The sequence below is a fragment of the Microbispora sp. NPDC046973 genome, assembly GCF_040644495.1.
In the GTDB taxonomy this organism is placed as follows: Bacteria; Actinomycetota; Actinomycetes; order Streptosporangiales; family Streptosporangiaceae; genus Microbispora.
This window is the reverse complement of sequence record NZ_JBEYWQ010000001.1, coordinates 150,568-164,934: the sequence shown is the minus strand read 5'-3', so window position 1 is coordinate 164,934 and position 14,367 is coordinate 150,568. Positions and strand designations below refer to the sequence as shown.

Below are 14,367 nucleotides of genomic sequence, written 5' to 3'. Positions count from 1 at the left end.
CCGCTCGGCTCAGCGACCGGTCCACGCCTCGGGCCGTCCGCATGGCTCAACCGCTCGCGCGGGACGTCGTCGAGGAGATCGCCAAGCAATACGGCGTGTGCATCCGCCCCGTGCCGCTGCGGCGGCAGGACATCCTCACCGGCCAGGTTGAGGTCATCGACGTTCCCTGCGGGGCCACCTTGGAGAGCAAGTGCCCGCCGTGCGCCAAGCGCAACCGGCAACTCCGTAGGGCGCAGTGCCGGGAGGGCTGGCACCTCGACCACGAGCCCGTGAACCTGCCCGACAACGCCGATGAGTATCAGCGTCACCTCGTGGAGCTGCGGGCCGACGTCCAAGCCTGGCGAGACGAGACCGAAAAGGCCGGCGGCGACACCACCGACCTGGACGCCGCCATCGTCGAGCTGGACGAGGAGATCAACGCCGCCGGGATGCGCGGCAACGTCCTCGGCCGGACCAGCAGGAAGCGGTCCCGCTCGACCAAGCGGCGGCAGGACGCCCCGGACCTGCCCAAGCGACAGATGACCAAGACCACGCTCGGGCGGACCTTCACCGGCTCGGACGGCAAGGTCTACCGGCCGTCGATGTTCGTCACGCTCACCCTGCCGTCCTATGGCCGCGTGCTGGAGGGCGCGCCCCTCGACCCGGACGCCTACGACTACGCGCGGGCGGCTCGCGATGCGCTGCACTTCTCCAAGCTGGTCGATCGGTTCGTGCAGAACCTCCGTCGTGTGGCGGGCTATGACGTGCAGTACTTCGCCACCGTCGAGCCTCAGAAGCGGCTCGCTCCGCACCTGCACATGGCGATCCGCGGGACCCTGCCCCGTGCGGAGCTGCGGCAGATCATCGCGGCCACGTATCACCAAGTGTGGTGGCCGCCCACTGATGTCGTGCGGTTCGAGGGTGACCACCTGCCTGTGTGGGAGGACGGGGCCGGCTACCTCGACCCCGAAACGGGGGAAGTGCTGCCCACCTGGGAACAGGCCCTCGACCAGCTCGACGCTGACGAGGACGCCGAACCGCTTCACGTGCTTCGCTTCGGCGACCAGCTCGACATTCAGAGCGTCCTTGCCGGGACGCCGGATGCCGACCAGCTCATTCAGTACCTGTCCAAGTACCTGACCAAGAGCCTCGGCGATGCCCTCGGCACCGATGACCCTCGCCGGAAGGCTCACGCCGAACAGCTGCTGGAGGCGCTGCGGTTCGAGCCGTGCTCTCCGACCTGCCCGAACTGGCTCCGATACGGCATCCAGCCGAAGGGCGCCAAGCCGGGGATGGCTCCGGGCCGGTGCAAGGGCAAGGCGCACAAGCCCGATCACCTCGGCTACGCGGGCCGCCGCGTCCTCGTGTCCCGCAAGTGGTCGAACAAGACCCTGACCGAGCACAAGCAGGACCGCCGCACCTGGGTCCTGGAAGCCCTCGGCCTGCCAGACGAGCCGGTCGACCCTCACCGCTACATCTGGCGACCCGTCAAGCCCGGTGATCCCGACCTGGCCATGATCGGCGTCCGACTGCTCCGCTCGGTTCATGAGCGCCAGCGGTGGCGCAACCACCTCGATCGGCTCCAGGCCGAGGCAGACGGCCAAGATCTTTCGGCAACTGAAGGGAGGGCAGCGTGATGGACAGACTCTTCTACCGACCCAAGGACGCGGCGGTCATCCTCGGCATGAGCCGTACGGCGGTCTTCCGGCTGATCAAGAGCGGTGAGCTTCGCTCGATCAAGTACGACGGGTACCGCCTCGTCCCGGCTGACGCCCTCCAGGAGTTCGCCCGGCGTCTGAACGAGGCGGCGTGATGGCCGACCGCAAACCGAACGGGCGCTCGTCCATCTACCTGGGCCAGGATGGCTACTGGCATGGCTGGGTGACCGTGGGCATCAAGCCGGATGGCTCCCCTGATCGACGTCACCGGATGGGGAAGTCGGAGGCGGAGGTCACGCGCAAGGTCCAAGAGCTGGAGGGCAAGCGCGGGACCGGACAGGTAGCCAAGCCGGGCAAGGTTCCGGCCGTCGCCGAGTGGATGACTGAATACCTCGACGTGATCTGCGAACGGCTCGTGGCCTCGGGCAAGATGGCGCCTCGGACCCTCGACGACTACCGGTCCAAGACCCGTCACTGGATCATTCCGCTGCTTGGCCGTCACCGCCTCGACCGGCTCGCCCCTGAGCACCTCGACAAGGCGTACGCGACGATGCTGGAGCAGGGCCGCTCGTCGAGCACCGTCCTCAAAGTGCATCGCATCCTGTCCCGCGCTCTGAAGATCGCCGTACGGCGAAGCAAGGTCACCAGGAACATCGCCACGCTTGTGGACGCGCCGGTCGCTGCTGACCCTGATCTGGAGCCGCTGACGCGGAACGAGGCGCGCAAGATCCTGGAGGCGGCTAAGTCGCGGCGGAACGCGGCTCGCTGGTCGGTGGCACTGTCCCTCGGCATTCGCCAGGGCGAAGCGCTCGGCCTCCGCTGGTCGTTCGTCGACCTCGGAACCGGCGTGATCAAAGCCTGGTACCAGGCGCAGCGAGCACCGTGGAAGCACGGCTGCGACGACCCACACGAGTGCGGCAAGGAGTGGCACCGCTGGCCGTGCAAGCCGCGGTGCAGGATCCACAAGCACGATCCCGACTGTCCACAGAGCTGCACGAAGCGCGGCCACATCTGCCCGACGCGGACGTGCGCGAAGGACTGCACGGGGCACGCCGACCGGTGCCCGAAGCGCACGGGCGGCGGCATCGTCTTTCGGCAACGCAAGGGCCGGAGTCGGCTGACCCTCCAGTGCCCTCCCGAGCTGCTTCCGATCCTGCGCGAGCACAAGAAGCTCCAGGACGCCGAACGTGCGGAGGCCGGGGAGCTCTGGGAGGATCACGACCTTCTCTTCCCGACCCGCCGGGGCCGGCCGATGGAGCGCAGCGAGGACTACAAGATGTGGAAGGCACTCCTGCGCCAGGCCGGGGTCAGGGAAGCCCGACTCCACGACGCTCGGCACACCGCGGGGACTCTCCTCGTCGAGCAGGGCGTCCACATCCGCGTCGTACAGGAGATCCTCGGCCACGCGCGAGTGACGACCACTGAGCGTTACACCCACATCGCCAGTCCCCAGGTGAAGGACGCCAGCGAGCGCATGGGGGCGGCCCTGTGGGGCGAGGACTGAGGGCAACTGCAACTAGAACTGCAACTAGAACTGCAACTAGAGGCCCTTTGGAGATCAAAAAGCCCCTCTCGTCGGTTAGGACGAGAGGGGCTTTGAACTGCGGAGGCTCGGGGATTTGAACCCCGGATGGGCTTAAGACCCAAACCGCATTAGCAGTGCGGCGCCATAGACCTGACTAGGCGAAGCCTCCTGGTAGCGCGTTGCTCAGCACAGCGTACCGGCGATCGTCCAAGGCGGCAAAGCGGATTGCCGGGTGAAGCTCGCCCACTGTGCTGGAGATCCACGCTACGGGGCTTTTGGATCGATGCACAGCCCTTGTCCACAGGATGTGGACAAGGGCTGTGCACACGGTGTGGATAACCCGCCTCAGCGTCGGCACAGGCTACGCCTGGCGGACGGCCTCGCCCTCGATCTCGATCTTTACCTTCTTGCCGACGAGGACGCCGCCGGTCTCCAGGGCCTGGTTCCAGGTGAGACCGTACTCCTCGCGGTCGATCTCGGTCTCCGCGCCGAACCCGAAGATCTCCTGGCCCCACGGGTTGTTGGCGGCGCCGTTGAACTCGACCTTGAGCTCGACCTCCTTGGTCACGTCACGGATCGTGAGGTCGCCGACGAGCGTGAACTCGTTGCCCGACAGGCCGCTCACCCGCTTGCTGCGGAAGGTGATCTCGGGGAACTTGTCGGCGCCCAGGAAGTCGTCGCTCCGCAGGTGGCCGTCGCGGTCGGCCGCGCCGGTCTCGATCGTGCCCGCCTTGATGACGACGTCCACGCTGGACTCGAGCGGGTTCTCGGCGATGACAATCTTGCCCTCGTAGTCGGCGAAGTGGCCGCGGACCTTGCTGACCATCATGTGCTTGACGACGAAACCGACGCGCGTGTGGGCCTTGTCCAGCGCGAACTCGCCGGCCGTCGGGACCTTCAGGCCCTCCCACTCACGGATGCTCATGGCTGCTCCCCAGATTGTTGCTGTGCGGATGTCTCACTAAGCAAATGTCTACCGGAGAAATATTCCTCGCGTCAACTATCGTGCCGTAGACTTGGGTCATGGACCCATTCGACGACCCCCGGCTCACGGCGATGGGCCTGTTCGCGGAGGTCTTCGTCGGGCTGTCGAGCAAGACCAGCCCGACCCTCGCCGCCGCCGGACTCTCCGAGGTCGACTTCGAGACCCTGATCCGCCTCGCCCGCTCCCCCGAACGACGACTGCGGATGAGCGACCTCGCCGCCCAGACGTCGCTGTCGACGAGTGGGATCACCCGCGTGGTCGACCGCCTCGAACGCGACGGGCTCGTCGAGCGGCACGCCTGCGCCAGCGACCGCCGCGCCTCTTACGCCGTGCTGAGCGAGGCGGGGGCGGAGCGGTTGCGGGCGGTGCTCCCCCGACATGTCGAGGACATCGAGACCTGGTTCACCGGGCTGCTGACCGAGAACCAGCTCGCCGATTTCCTGAAGGCGCTACGGGTGATCCGCGACGTCGTACGGCCCTGCGCGACCGCCGGCGTACGGGAGGCGAGCAGGGCGGCGCGGGCCAAGACGGGCTGAGTCCCGCCGGAACGTGATTCGAGGGAACCGACCGGACGGACTGGCGTAAACGATCGATTTCTGGTGGACTCCGTAATTCAGGAAACGGCTCCACGACAGCCGACGCAGTCCCCCGTACCCGAGCCCATGGAGCGCCCGTGCGTTTCCCCTCACGCGCACTCGCCGTCCTCGCCACCGCGGCCCTCGCGGTGCCCGTCGCCGCTTCCACCTCCGCGTTCGCCGCGGTCACGGCGACCCCGAGCCCGAGCCCGAGCCCGTCTCAGACGCAGACGCAGACCCCCGCCGCGGCGACGCCGAGCCCCAGCGCCACCCCGAAGCCGACCGCCAAGCCCACCAAGACGACGACGACCACGCGACCGAAATCCGTGCCGAAGGACGCCGTCCAGGTGACCGTCAAGAAGGTCGTGGACGGCGACACCGCGGATGTCGTCACCGCGAGCGGCAGGACCGTACGGATCGGCCTGCTGGAGGCGGACGCCCCCGCCAAGGGCGTCTGCTGGTCCGAGGAGGCGTTCGCCCGGCTGATGAGCCTGCTCCCGCCGGGCAAGCCCGCGTACGTGCGGGCCGCCGAGCAGGTGCCCGAGAAGGGGCGCATCCTCATCTACCTGTGGTCGTCCACGGGCGTCTACGTCAACGGCGACATGGTCAGGACCGGCCTGGCCCAGGCCGTGAACTCCTTCCCCGAGCACAGCTACACCCTGTGGCAGTACAACGAGCAGGTCCGCGCGCAGATGGACAAGCTGGGACTGTGGTCGGGCTGCTGGGCGGACGACACCTATGACAGGCGTTCGGGCGTCCAGGTGCCGCCGGGCACCGGCGACGCCCTCACTCCGGCGCCGATCGAGCCGGCGGACGCGTCCCCGGCCCCGCCCGGCACGACGTACTCTCCCGAGCCCATCCCGCAGGGAGGCACCGCCGGATCGGTCGCGGTCAGCCCCTCTCCGACCCCCAGCCCCAGCCCGAGTCCGAGCCCCGGCAGCTGACCGACGCGTCAGTTGACGCTCTTGCGGGCGTCGGGCACGACGAGATCGCCGCGCAGCTTGGCCATGCCGCGCGAGACCGAACTCTTGACCGTGCCCACGCTGATCCCGAGGGTCCTGGCGATCTCGGGCTCGGTCATGTCCTCGTAGTAGCGCAGCACGATCGCCGTACGCTGCCGCGCGGGGAGACGGTCGAGCGCCTGCTCCAGCTCGTCGTACCGGTGCCGCGCGTCCTGCTGCACCGGTACGTCGGGAAGCTCCTCTGAGGGGTATTCCTCCAGCTTGCGCCGCCGCCACCAGGAGATGTTGATGTTCACCATCGCCCGCCGCACGTAGCCGTCGAGCGACGACCGGTCGCGGATGCGGTCCCACGCGAGGTACGTGCGCGCGAGGGCGGTCTGCAGGAGGTCCTCGGCGTCGCAGGGGTTGCCGGTCAACTGATTGGCCACGCGGAGCAGGGCCGCCCCGCGAGACTGGACGTACGTGCGGAACTCCTCATGGTTCACGATCAGGGATCACCAACCCGGCCAGAGAGGCATCTCGTGCCAGAATCGCAGCCGTGCCCCCGGATCCGGCTGAACCGAAATCCAGGTTTCGCACCCGCCTGGGCAAAGACCGGGCAAGCCGGTGGCGGCCCGTCGCCCTTGCCGTACGTCCTGTCGGGCAGTGGTTTGCCTGAAACGGGTGGCAACGCCTTGCACCGGGAGGAGGAATATTGATCCCGGACGCCACCATCGCCCGGAAAAACGCCTCTCCATCCCCGTCCGGCATGTGAGGCTGGAGAGCGTGGAAGGGGCGATGCCGTACCGGGCCGGAGAGCGCAGGCGCAAGCTGGCGGCGGCGGTTCTCGGCCGCGACCCCCGGCCCGCGCCGCGGTCGCCGGAGGAGACGGAGCCGTTCGACGTGGTCAGCGGCGACCTCCTCGACGTGAGCCCGCACCTGATCATCCTCGAGACCGCGGACGGCGAGCAGCGGCGCCTGGTGATCGCGCCGTGGGCGACCGCGTGGCGCGGGGGCACGGTGGCGCCCGGCGATCTGCCGGCCGGAGCCCGGGTCGTCGTCCGGGCGCTGCGCGGCGGCACGGTCGCCGAGCGCATCTGGGCCGACATCACCCGGATCACCGGCGTCATCCGGGAGGTCGGCGGCCGGCGCGACCTCACCGTCGAGCTCGACTGCGGTCCCCATCGCCGGGAACGCTCCATCGTCGTGCCCTACCGCTCGTCCGGGCGGATCCGGGTGCGGCATCCCAAGCTGGAGCCGGGCTATCTGTTCGACGCGATCGGGCTGCTCGACCAGGGCACGTCGTTCGCGCATCTCCCCGCGACCTCGCAGCCGCCCTACCGGGCCGCGGCCGTGCCCCCGCCTCAGGCGACGTACGGAGGAAGCGATACGGGCATCTCGGGCACGGCGGTGTGGGCGGACCTCACGGACTTGGCAGAAGAGGGCATCACGGAGGGCCTCGCCTATCCCATGCTCGAACGCGAGGACACCGGCTGCGACGACGCCGGCGTCTCCTGCGCCGGCCTGCCCTACCTCGCGCTGGGCTCGTTGCTGCGCGTACGCAACGTGTGCGACGGCCGCGCGGACGCACTGCCGATCGTCGCCTGCGGATGCCTGGCCGGCCGGTTCTGCGACCGATGCCTGGAATGCGGCACGTCCCCGCGCGGCAGGATCGTGGAGCTGACCGCGTGCTCGTACGTCGCGCTCGGTGGAGACTTGACCAAGGGCTGCTTCAATGCCCGCGTCGGATTGGGGTGACCGGTGCTTTCGACCATCGCGGCTGCCGCGCTGCCGATCCTCGTGGTGACCCTGGCGCTGGGCGGCGTCGCCAAGCTGGCCACCGTCGGGCGCGAGACGTCTCCGGGCGCGCTGGCCCGGCTCGGCCCGGCGGTGCTCATGCCCGAGCGCTTCGCCAGGCCCGCCATGTACGCCTGTTCGCTGGTCGAGCTCGTGCTGGCGGCCGGTCTGCTGGTCGTGGATCATCCGATCGCCCGGTGGCTGCCGGTCGCGTTCTTCGCCATGGCGACATACGTCCTGTGGGACCTGCGCAGGCGGCGGCCGGACGTCGGCTGCGGCTGCTTCGGAGACGTGAGCGACGCGCCGGTCGGGCTCCGGTCGATCGGCCGGGCCGCGGCGCTCACCGCGATGGCGGCCCTCGTCGCGGCCGTGGGCGTCACGGGACTTCCTGCTGTCACCGCGGCGACGGCGCCCTGGATCGGCGGCGGGGTCGTTCTGCTGCTCGCCTGCTCACCCGAGATCGACGAGGTCGTCTCCCGCCTGCGTCACCGGGCGCCGTGCGAGCAGCGGCCGATGCCGCCCGGGCGGGCGCTGTCGCACCTGCGGGCGAGCGCGGCGTGGCGGGCGCACGCCGGGTCGCTGCTGACGGACGAGCCGTCCGACATGTGGCGTGAACTGTGCTGGCGCTTCTTCGTCTTCTCCGCGCAGGGCGACGCGGAGGTGGTGTTCGCCGTGCATCTCGGCGACCGGCGTCCGGCCGTACGCGCCGTCGTGGTCGGAGCCGACGGCCGGGTGGCCGCGCCCGACGACCGCGGCGATGCCTCTCTGCGGGAATCTACGCCTGTATCGGCCTGACGCTATACACGCGTAGATTCCCGCATCGAGGACTTTCACTTCAACTCTCTACGGCTCTCTAGCTTCCCCTCTAGAAAGCCGTAGAGAGGTCGATGGGCGCACCGCTCAGAGCGGCTGCGCACGGAGGAACCTCCCGAAATGCGGAACGGTGAACCCGATCACACCGCGCTCGGCGCTGTAGATCAGGCCTTTCTTGATCAGGCTGTCGCGGGCCGGGGACAGGCTCGACGGCTTGCGGCCCAGCGTCTCGGCCACCTCGGCGGTCGGCACCGGGTCGTCGCCGAGCTGGGCCATGGCGTGCATGTAGTCCCGCTCGGCGGGGGTGGCCCGCTCGTACCGGCTGCCGAAGAAGCCCACCGCGAGCTCCTCCTCGGCCTCCGGGGCGGACACCCTGATGTCCTCGGCCGTGATCGGGCTGCGCGGGGCGAGGTCCCAGGCGACCTTGCCGTACGCCTGGACGAAGTAGGGGTAGCCGTCGGCCGCCTCGTACAACGCGTCGAGCGCGTCGGGAGTGAACTCGACGTCCTCGCGGGCGGCCGGGGCGATCAGCGCCAGGTCGGCGGCGTCCCGGTCGAGCCGGTCGATGCGGGCGTACCGGAACAACCGCTCGGAGTAGCTCTTGCTCGCCGACAGCACGCTCGGCAGGTGAGGCAGGCCGGCGCCGACCACGATCAGCGGGCCGCCGTTCTGCGACAGCTCGTGGCAGGCCGCGCACAGGGCCGAGACGTCCGGCGCCTGCACGTCCTGCATCTCGTCGATGAACAGCGCGATGCCGACGCCGAGGTCCGTCGCCACGCCCGCGGCGTCGACGAACAGCTCGGTCAGGTCGATCTCCAGGTCGCCGGAGTCGGCCCGGCCGCGCGCGGCGGGCACGTCGATGCCGGGCGACCAGTGCGAGGTGCCCTTCGCCGCGGCGGGATCGCGCATCGCGAACGCCTTGAGCACGCCGAGGAAATCCTCGATGCGCTCGGGGGCGCGGTGCCGGGGAGCGAGCTCCCTGATGGCCATGTGCAGCGCCGCGGCCACCGGACGGCGGATCGACTGGTCGGGCCTGGCCTCGATCTTGCCGGTGCCCCACAGCCGCTGCATGGCCATGGACTTGAACGTGTTGAGCAGGACGGTCTTGCCCACGCCGCGCAGGCCGGTGAGGACCATGCTCCGCTCCGGGCGGCCCCGGGCCACCCGCTCCAGCACGATCTCGAACTGCTGCAGTTCGCGGTCGCGGCCGGCGAGTTCCGGGGGGCGCTGGCCGGCGCCGGGGGCGTAGGGATTGCGCACGGGGTCCACGCTCTCGGACTTTATGACGGGATATAGCGGCCGTCGTAGATTTCCGTAGAGAGCGCTACGGCGTGTCGCCCGGCGCGGCCGCGGCACGCACCGCCCGGCGATGGGCGGAGCCTGAACCGGGACGACCGGGACGACGACGGGCGGAGCCGGGGAGGGCACGACCGGATCGAAGGCCACGGGAACCGCGACGGCCGGAACAGGGGCGGCGGACACCGTGGGCACAGTCATCACACACCCCTTACCTGCCGAGACTCGACCGAACCCGTGTTCGATCCGATGGCCATGACTGTAGCGCGTCATCGAACACCTGCGCGAGCTTTCCACGAAAGCTCCGTCAAACGCCGTCGTTCACCGGCAGTCCCGCCTCCGCTGTCGCCGGGATGCGGGCGGGGCGGTCAGCCCCAGTAGTCGCGTTCGGGGAGCCTCACCCACATGTCGGGCTCCCCGGTGATCGCTCTCGCGTCGTCCAGCCGGAGGCCCGCGCCCGCGCAGCAGTACGCCATGGCCTCGCCCTGATAGAGGTATTCGAGGAGAATCTCATCGGCCGGTTGCTCCGGATAGGGACTGCCGCCGCCGGGGTGGGTGTCCCATTCCACGATCTCGCCGTTCCGGGTGACGCTTCCCTGGTTGCCGCTCTTGGGGTTGGCGAACATCGCGTAGCAGACGGTGCCCGCCGACAGGAGCTCCGTGACGCCGGGCATCGACGGCCCGTATCCCCACGGCTGGCTGACGACGCAGCCGCCGGGCACGTCCGTGACGCCGACGACGCCGAAGCTCTCGTCCATGAAGGACCAGGGATCCTCCGCGATCTCTTCGGCCTCGGCGGCATCGACCGAGACCGCCTCCAGGCGGCGCACCGCTTCCGCCGCGGCGATCCCGGCGACGCATGCCAGCCCCATGCCGTCGTGATCGAAATCCCCCACGGCCGCGATCAGACGCCGGGCCTCGGCCACGACAGCGGCCTCGGCATCGGAGAGACCGGGCCGGCCGGCGGGATCGCCGAACAGGTCAGGGGCCGGCGTGGCCAGGCTGAGCCGTCCGGGCGACCACCCGTTCATCATCGGCCGCCACGGGTCGGCGCCCGCCTCCACCAGGACCCGGGCGTTGTCCGGTCGGTTGGCGAAGACGGCGCTCCACAACGCCGTACGACCCTCGTGCTCCGCGTCGACGTCGTCGACGCGGGCGGCCAGCTCCGCCACCACGTCGGGAGAGCCGCATTCGGCCGCCGCGTGCAACGGCCGTCCGTGGAAGAAGGCACCGCGATTGGGATCGGCGCCCGCGTCGAGCCGGGCACGGATCACCCTCAGGCTCTTCCAGGAGTCCCAGCCGATGCCGGACCAGTCCGCTTCGTGGGCGACAGCCATGACGCTCCCTCGGTGAGTAGGTACGCCGATCATGGCGACACCCACCGACAAAACCGCTACCCGGGCACGTGCGGCAGCACGAGGGCCGCCGCGGCGACCAGGGTGATCAGTCCCAGGTAGGCCAGGACGAGCCGGGTGTCCCTGAGATAGCACTTGCTCCTGGTCAGCCCCGCGCGGCGGGCCCGCCAGTATCCGGCGAACCCGAGGGCCGCGAACCCGAGCACGGCCCACGCCCCGAACAGCCAGGCGAGCAGCGCGACCGTCGCGTAGACGCACAGCTTCAGCGGGTCGTACGGCCTGCCCTGCCCGCCGTCGGACGCCTGGGCCGACTCGGCGGCGCGCGCCTGCTCGTACGCGACGCCGGTCGGCCGGTCACCAGGAGATGCCGTTCCCCCGTCGGCGGTCACCGCCACGTCACGCCTGTCATGTGATCTCCAGCAGCGGGAGCCGTACGCCGGCGTCGGCCGCGGCGACGGCGGACAGGCGCTGACGCGCGAGCGCGGGCCAGGCCTGCACCGCGCAGAACGGCGCGCACTGGTCCTGGTCGGAGCGGGTGCCGACGTGGACGCAGCACTGCACCAGGCGCTCCTCCAGCATCGTGGACATGTCCATGAAGGGCTTGATCGTGATGCGTACGACCCGTTCGCCCAGCAGCCGGCGCAGCCGCCGCCTGCGGCCGGGCAGGGCCGAGGACGCGAGCGTCAGCAGGGTCGTCAGCCCGAGGTCGCAGTTCTCGCAGATGTCGCGCCAGACCTTGCCGATCTCGGGGTGCGACAGCGACGACTGCTCCGACAGCAGGCCGAGCAGCGACTCCTGCACGGCCATGCGGAGCTGGCGGGGGATCTCCGCGTCGGCGATGCGGTTGGAGACGATACCGAGGTTCTCCTTGAGGCGGTCGTGCCCGATCAACGCCGTCAGCGAGCGCCAGCGGTCGGCGTCGTCCTTGACCATGTAGCCGACCGAACAGCAGTGCGGATGCGAGCACGGCAGGGCGGTCAGGTCCCGCCAGGTGACCAGGCCGTCCGTCTGGGGGCCGAGGCGCTTGAGCACGCCGGTGTGGGTGAGCCGGTCCATCGGGTCGATCACACCGGACCGCCCCGAGCCGAACTGCGGCTGGATCGAGACCCCGCCGACGTACGGCGTGTCGAGGGCCAGGCGCACCACGTCGCCGATCTCGCCGTCGTTCACTCCGAGGGCGGCCGTCATGACCAGCGTCGTGAAGATCTCCCGCTCCGACAGCCGCCGCAGCGCCTCCGCCTTGAGCCGCCGCAGGTCGCCGCCCCTGTGGTGCCGGGACGCCTCGGCCGACAGGCCGTCGTACTGCAGGTAGACCTCGACGCGCTCGCGATGCTCGGTGAGCAGGTCGAGCAGGGCGTCGTCCCGGGCCACCAGGAGCCCGTTCGTGTTGATCAGGATGCGGGTGACGGGCCGGGCCGTCAGCTCGGCGAGCAACTCGGGCAGGCCGGGGTGGAGGGTCGGCTCGCCACCGCTGAGCATGAGCACGTCGAGACGGCCGTTCTCGCGGGCCAGGCGCTGGTCGACGTTGGCGAGCACCTCCCGGACCGGCACGATTCCCCGCAGGTCGGGCGAGGAGTCGGTGAAGCAGGTCGGGCAGCGCAGGTTGCACGCCTCGGCCACGTCCTCAAGGAGAATGCACGTGTGCTGGGTCTGCATCTCCGGCAGCCCCCGCAGGTATGCCTCCGGCACCGGGTCGAAGTTGCCCGCGACGTCGGGCAGATGCGCCTTGGTGGGAGCGGTCCACTCCTCCAGGTAGGCGAGGATCTCCGGGTCCTCGTCGTAGAGGGTCCTCACCATGCCGTGCGTGCGGCAGCCGCGCTCCAGGTAGACCCGGCCGTCGCGGGCCGCGAGCCAGCCGGACAGGCGCGGCACCTCCGCCAGCGGACGGTCCGGCCGCTCGTCGTGACAGCGGGGGCAGAACGCGTTGACGTAGCGGAGGATGCGATCTCCCCGCAGGGGCATTCCGGTGGTCACAGGGCACCGTCCGTGTAGAGCGAGGGGTTGACGCCGGTGCAGAAGCCGGCGGTGAAGATCGTCATGAGCGCCCAGCCGATCATCAAACCCAGCCCGAGCCCCCGCGACCAGGGCTTACGGAGGAGGAGCAGCAACGTTCCGCCGCCGAAGGCGATCACGGCCAGGATCACGGATCCGCCGATGAGCGCGACGTTCTTGTGCTCACTCGCGACTCCGTCCGCCGCCGCGAGGGTCGCGAGGAAGAGCACGAAGTTGACGGCCACGTAGGCCACGACTCCCACGATCGTCATCGCGACGACCACACCGGTCGTGTTCGGGGCCGGAGGCGGCGGCCACGCGCGCGGCGGCCCGCCCGGGCCGTACGGTCCGCCGGGACCTGGCCCATGCGGCCCACCCGGGCCGTACGGGGGCGGGCCTGCCGGGCCGTGCGGCGCGCCGGGAGGCGGCGGCACGGGCGGCTGCGGGTCGTGCGACTGCGGGTCGTGCGGCCGCTCGGGCGGCTCGGGGGGTGTGCTCATCTCTCCTCCTCGCCCGCGGGCGACAGCCGGGCGGCCGGTAACAGCGGTCGCCGCTCGCCCCGCCGGGGGAGCAGCCGATCGTAGAACCCCTTGCGATATCCGAGCCCGAGGCGGACGGCGAGGAGCGCGAGCCCCGGGACGAGGAACCACTGCGGGCGGGTCAGGTCGAGCCAGACCGTCTCGTTCGCCCTGGTGAACTCGACGAGGAACCGGAAGACGGCGTACGCGCCCAGATAGAGGGTGAACAGCTCGCCCGGCCTGTCGACCCGGCTCCGCGCCCACAGCAACGCGCCGAAGGCGGCGAGCTGGAAGACGGTCTCGTACAGGTACGACGGGTGCATGGGCTGTCCGGACACGCAGCCCGGGCATTCCGGAACGGTGGCGGGCGCGTGGACGCCCCAGGGAAGGCTCGTGGGACGGCCGGGGGCCTCGGTGAGGAAACAGCCGATTCGGCCGACGGCCATGCCGAGCGCGACGGCGGGCGCGAACAGGTCACCGGTCCGCTCCCGGTAGCCGATCAGCCGCTTCGCCACCAGCACCCCGACGTACGCGCCGGTCAGGCCGCCGAGGATGCTCCGGGCGCCGAACATCCACGCCTCGAGAAGGCCGGGGTTGAGCGCGGGGTCGAGATGCTCGGCCCAGCCGGACAGCCGCATGCCTATCGCCCCGCCGACCAAGGCGCCGGTGACGGCGACGAGCGACTCCTCCCGCAAAGCCCCCCGGCGCCGCGCCTCCAGGACGAACACCACGCTCGCGAGGAGCACGCCGAGACCCACGAAAAACGCGTGGGTCGGCACGCTCACCCCGCCGAAACGCAGTTGCTCAAGCACGACGCCACCCTAGCGGCGGACCCCGGCGATTCCGATCGTCAATTCGTACGGCTTGCACCCCTTTTGTACGGCGATTCCGGCCAATCCGCCGGGGCTCTGTCCACAGGAGCCCCGTTGTCCA

Annotated in this window: 15 protein-coding genes and 1 tRNA gene; 7 read left to right on the top strand and 9 right to left on the bottom strand. The window is 70.3% G+C overall.

Translation table 11 applies throughout. The annotated features are described in order from the left end of the window. Positions 1-41 precede the first annotated feature (41 nt). From ABZ860_RS00825 to ABZ860_RS00815, 3 genes are read left to right on the top strand one after another with little or no spacing between them, the layout of a single operon-like run. Positions 42-1,616, top strand: a complete 1,575-nt coding sequence (locus ABZ860_RS00825) for a replication initiator (protein ID WP_357214696.1) — start codon at positions 42-44, stop codon at positions 1,614-1,616. Beyond that, the gene (locus ABZ860_RS00820) at positions 1,616-1,792 is read left to right on the top strand and encodes a helix-turn-helix domain-containing protein (RefSeq protein WP_357214693.1); all 177 of its coding nucleotides are present in this window, start codon (positions 1,616-1,618) and stop codon (positions 1,790-1,792) included. The genes ABZ860_RS00825 and ABZ860_RS00820 overlap by 1 nt, the downstream gene beginning before the upstream one ends. Beyond that, complete coding sequence (locus ABZ860_RS00815; RefSeq protein WP_357214691.1) at positions 1,792-3,141, top strand: site-specific integrase; 1,350 nt, start codon at positions 1,792-1,794, stop codon at positions 3,139-3,141. The genes ABZ860_RS00820 and ABZ860_RS00815 overlap by 1 nt, the downstream gene beginning before the upstream one ends. A gap of 100 nt (positions 3,142-3,241) precedes the next feature. Here the strand turns inward: ABZ860_RS00815 and ABZ860_RS00810 are convergent. Then, a tRNA-Ser gene (locus ABZ860_RS00810) sits at positions 3,242-3,331 on the bottom strand. A 192-nt stretch (positions 3,332-3,523) separates the two neighbouring features. Next, positions 3,524-4,087 (bottom strand): YceI family protein, encoded by a 564-nt coding sequence (locus ABZ860_RS00805; RefSeq protein WP_357213124.1) that lies wholly within the window; start codon positions 4,085-4,087, stop codon positions 3,524-3,526. Positions 4,088-4,185: 98 nt separating this feature from the next. Between ABZ860_RS00805 and ABZ860_RS00800 the strand changes: the two genes are divergently transcribed. Together ABZ860_RS00800 and ABZ860_RS00795 are read left to right on the top strand one after the other, a co-directional pair. Next, positions 4,186-4,683 (top strand): MarR family transcriptional regulator, encoded by a 498-nt coding sequence (locus tag ABZ860_RS00800; RefSeq protein ID WP_357213121.1) that lies wholly within the window; start codon positions 4,186-4,188, stop codon positions 4,681-4,683. 137 nt (positions 4,684-4,820) lie between these two features. Next, positions 4,821-5,666 (top strand): thermonuclease family protein, encoded by an 846-nt coding sequence (locus ABZ860_RS00795; protein ID WP_357213118.1) that lies wholly within the window; start codon positions 4,821-4,823, stop codon positions 5,664-5,666. A gap of 8 nt (positions 5,667-5,674) precedes the next feature. Here ABZ860_RS00795 and ABZ860_RS00790 read toward each other — a convergent pair whose 3' ends face one another. Beyond that, positions 5,675-6,175 (bottom strand): SigE family RNA polymerase sigma factor, encoded by a 501-nt coding sequence (locus ABZ860_RS00790; protein ID WP_357214688.1) that lies wholly within the window; start codon positions 6,173-6,175, stop codon positions 5,675-5,677. A gap of 259 nt (positions 6,176-6,434) precedes the next feature. On the opposite strand from ABZ860_RS00790, the gene ABZ860_RS00785 reads away from it, so the two are divergent. Next, entirely contained in the window at positions 6,435-7,421 is a 987-nt protein-coding gene (locus tag ABZ860_RS00785; protein WP_357213115.1) for a hypothetical protein, read from the top strand. A 3-nt stretch (positions 7,422-7,424) separates the two neighbouring features. Next, positions 7,425-8,255 (top strand): MauE/DoxX family redox-associated membrane protein, encoded by an 831-nt coding sequence (locus ABZ860_RS00780; protein ID WP_357213112.1) that lies wholly within the window; start codon positions 7,425-7,427, stop codon positions 8,253-8,255. 105 nt (positions 8,256-8,360) lie between these two features. On the opposite strand, the gene ABZ860_RS00775 is transcribed toward ABZ860_RS00780, so the two are convergent. From ABZ860_RS00775 to ABZ860_RS00750, 6 genes are all read right to left on the bottom strand, one after another. Continuing rightward, complete coding sequence (locus ABZ860_RS00775; RefSeq protein ID WP_357213109.1) at positions 8,361-9,542, bottom strand: ATP-binding protein; 1,182 nt, start codon at positions 9,540-9,542, stop codon at positions 8,361-8,363. A 395-nt stretch (positions 9,543-9,937) separates the two neighbouring features. Then, entirely contained in the window at positions 9,938-10,906 is a 969-nt protein-coding gene (locus ABZ860_RS00770; protein ID WP_357213106.1) for an ankyrin repeat domain-containing protein, read from the bottom strand. Positions 10,907-10,962: 56 nt separating this feature from the next. Continuing rightward, positions 10,963-11,319 carry a hypothetical protein gene (locus ABZ860_RS00765; RefSeq protein WP_357213104.1) on the bottom strand — a complete coding sequence of 119 codons (357 nt, stop codon included), beginning with the start codon at positions 11,317-11,319 and terminating at the stop codon, positions 10,963-10,965. Between the two features lie 10 nt (positions 11,320-11,329). Further along, entirely contained in the window at positions 11,330-12,898 is a 1,569-nt protein-coding gene (locus ABZ860_RS00760) for a radical SAM protein (RefSeq protein ID WP_357213101.1), read from the bottom strand. Next, positions 12,895-13,416 carry a hypothetical protein gene (locus ABZ860_RS00755; RefSeq protein ID WP_357213099.1) on the bottom strand — a complete coding sequence of 174 codons (522 nt, stop codon included), beginning with the start codon at positions 13,414-13,416 and terminating at the stop codon, positions 12,895-12,897. The genes ABZ860_RS00760 and ABZ860_RS00755 overlap by 4 nt, the downstream gene beginning before the upstream one ends. Further along, positions 13,413-14,246, bottom strand: a complete 834-nt coding sequence (locus ABZ860_RS00750) for a prolipoprotein diacylglyceryl transferase family protein (protein WP_357213097.1) — start codon at positions 14,244-14,246, stop codon at positions 13,413-13,415. Before ABZ860_RS00750 ends, ABZ860_RS00755 begins: the two co-directional genes overlap by 4 nt. Positions 14,247-14,367 lie beyond the last annotated feature (121 nt).

Bases quoted from the DNA above. Each gene is read 5' to 3' on its own strand.
- ABZ860_RS00800 (WP_357213121.1), top strand. From the start codon at position 4,186: ATGGACCCATTCGACGACCCCCGGCTCACGGCGATGGGCCTGTTCGCG.
- ABZ860_RS00825 (WP_357214696.1), top strand. From the start codon at position 42: ATGGCTCAACCGCTCGCGCGGGACGTCGTCGAGGAGATCGCCAAGCAA.
- ABZ860_RS00770 (WP_357213106.1), bottom strand. From the start codon at position 10,906: ATGGCTGTCGCCCACGAAGCGGACTGGTCCGGCATCGGCTGGGACTCC.
- ABZ860_RS00820 (WP_357214693.1), top strand. From the start codon at position 1,616: ATGGACAGACTCTTCTACCGACCCAAGGACGCGGCGGTCATCCTCGGC.
- ABZ860_RS00805 (WP_357213124.1), bottom strand. From the start codon at position 4,087: ATGAGCATCCGTGAGTGGGAGGGCCTGAAGGTCCCGACGGCCGGCGAG.
- ABZ860_RS00815 (WP_357214691.1), top strand. From the start codon at position 1,792: ATGGCCGACCGCAAACCGAACGGGCGCTCGTCCATCTACCTGGGCCAG.
- ABZ860_RS00755 (WP_357213099.1), bottom strand. From the start codon at position 13,416: ATGAGCACACCCCCCGAGCCGCCCGAGCGGCCGCACGACCCGCAGTCG.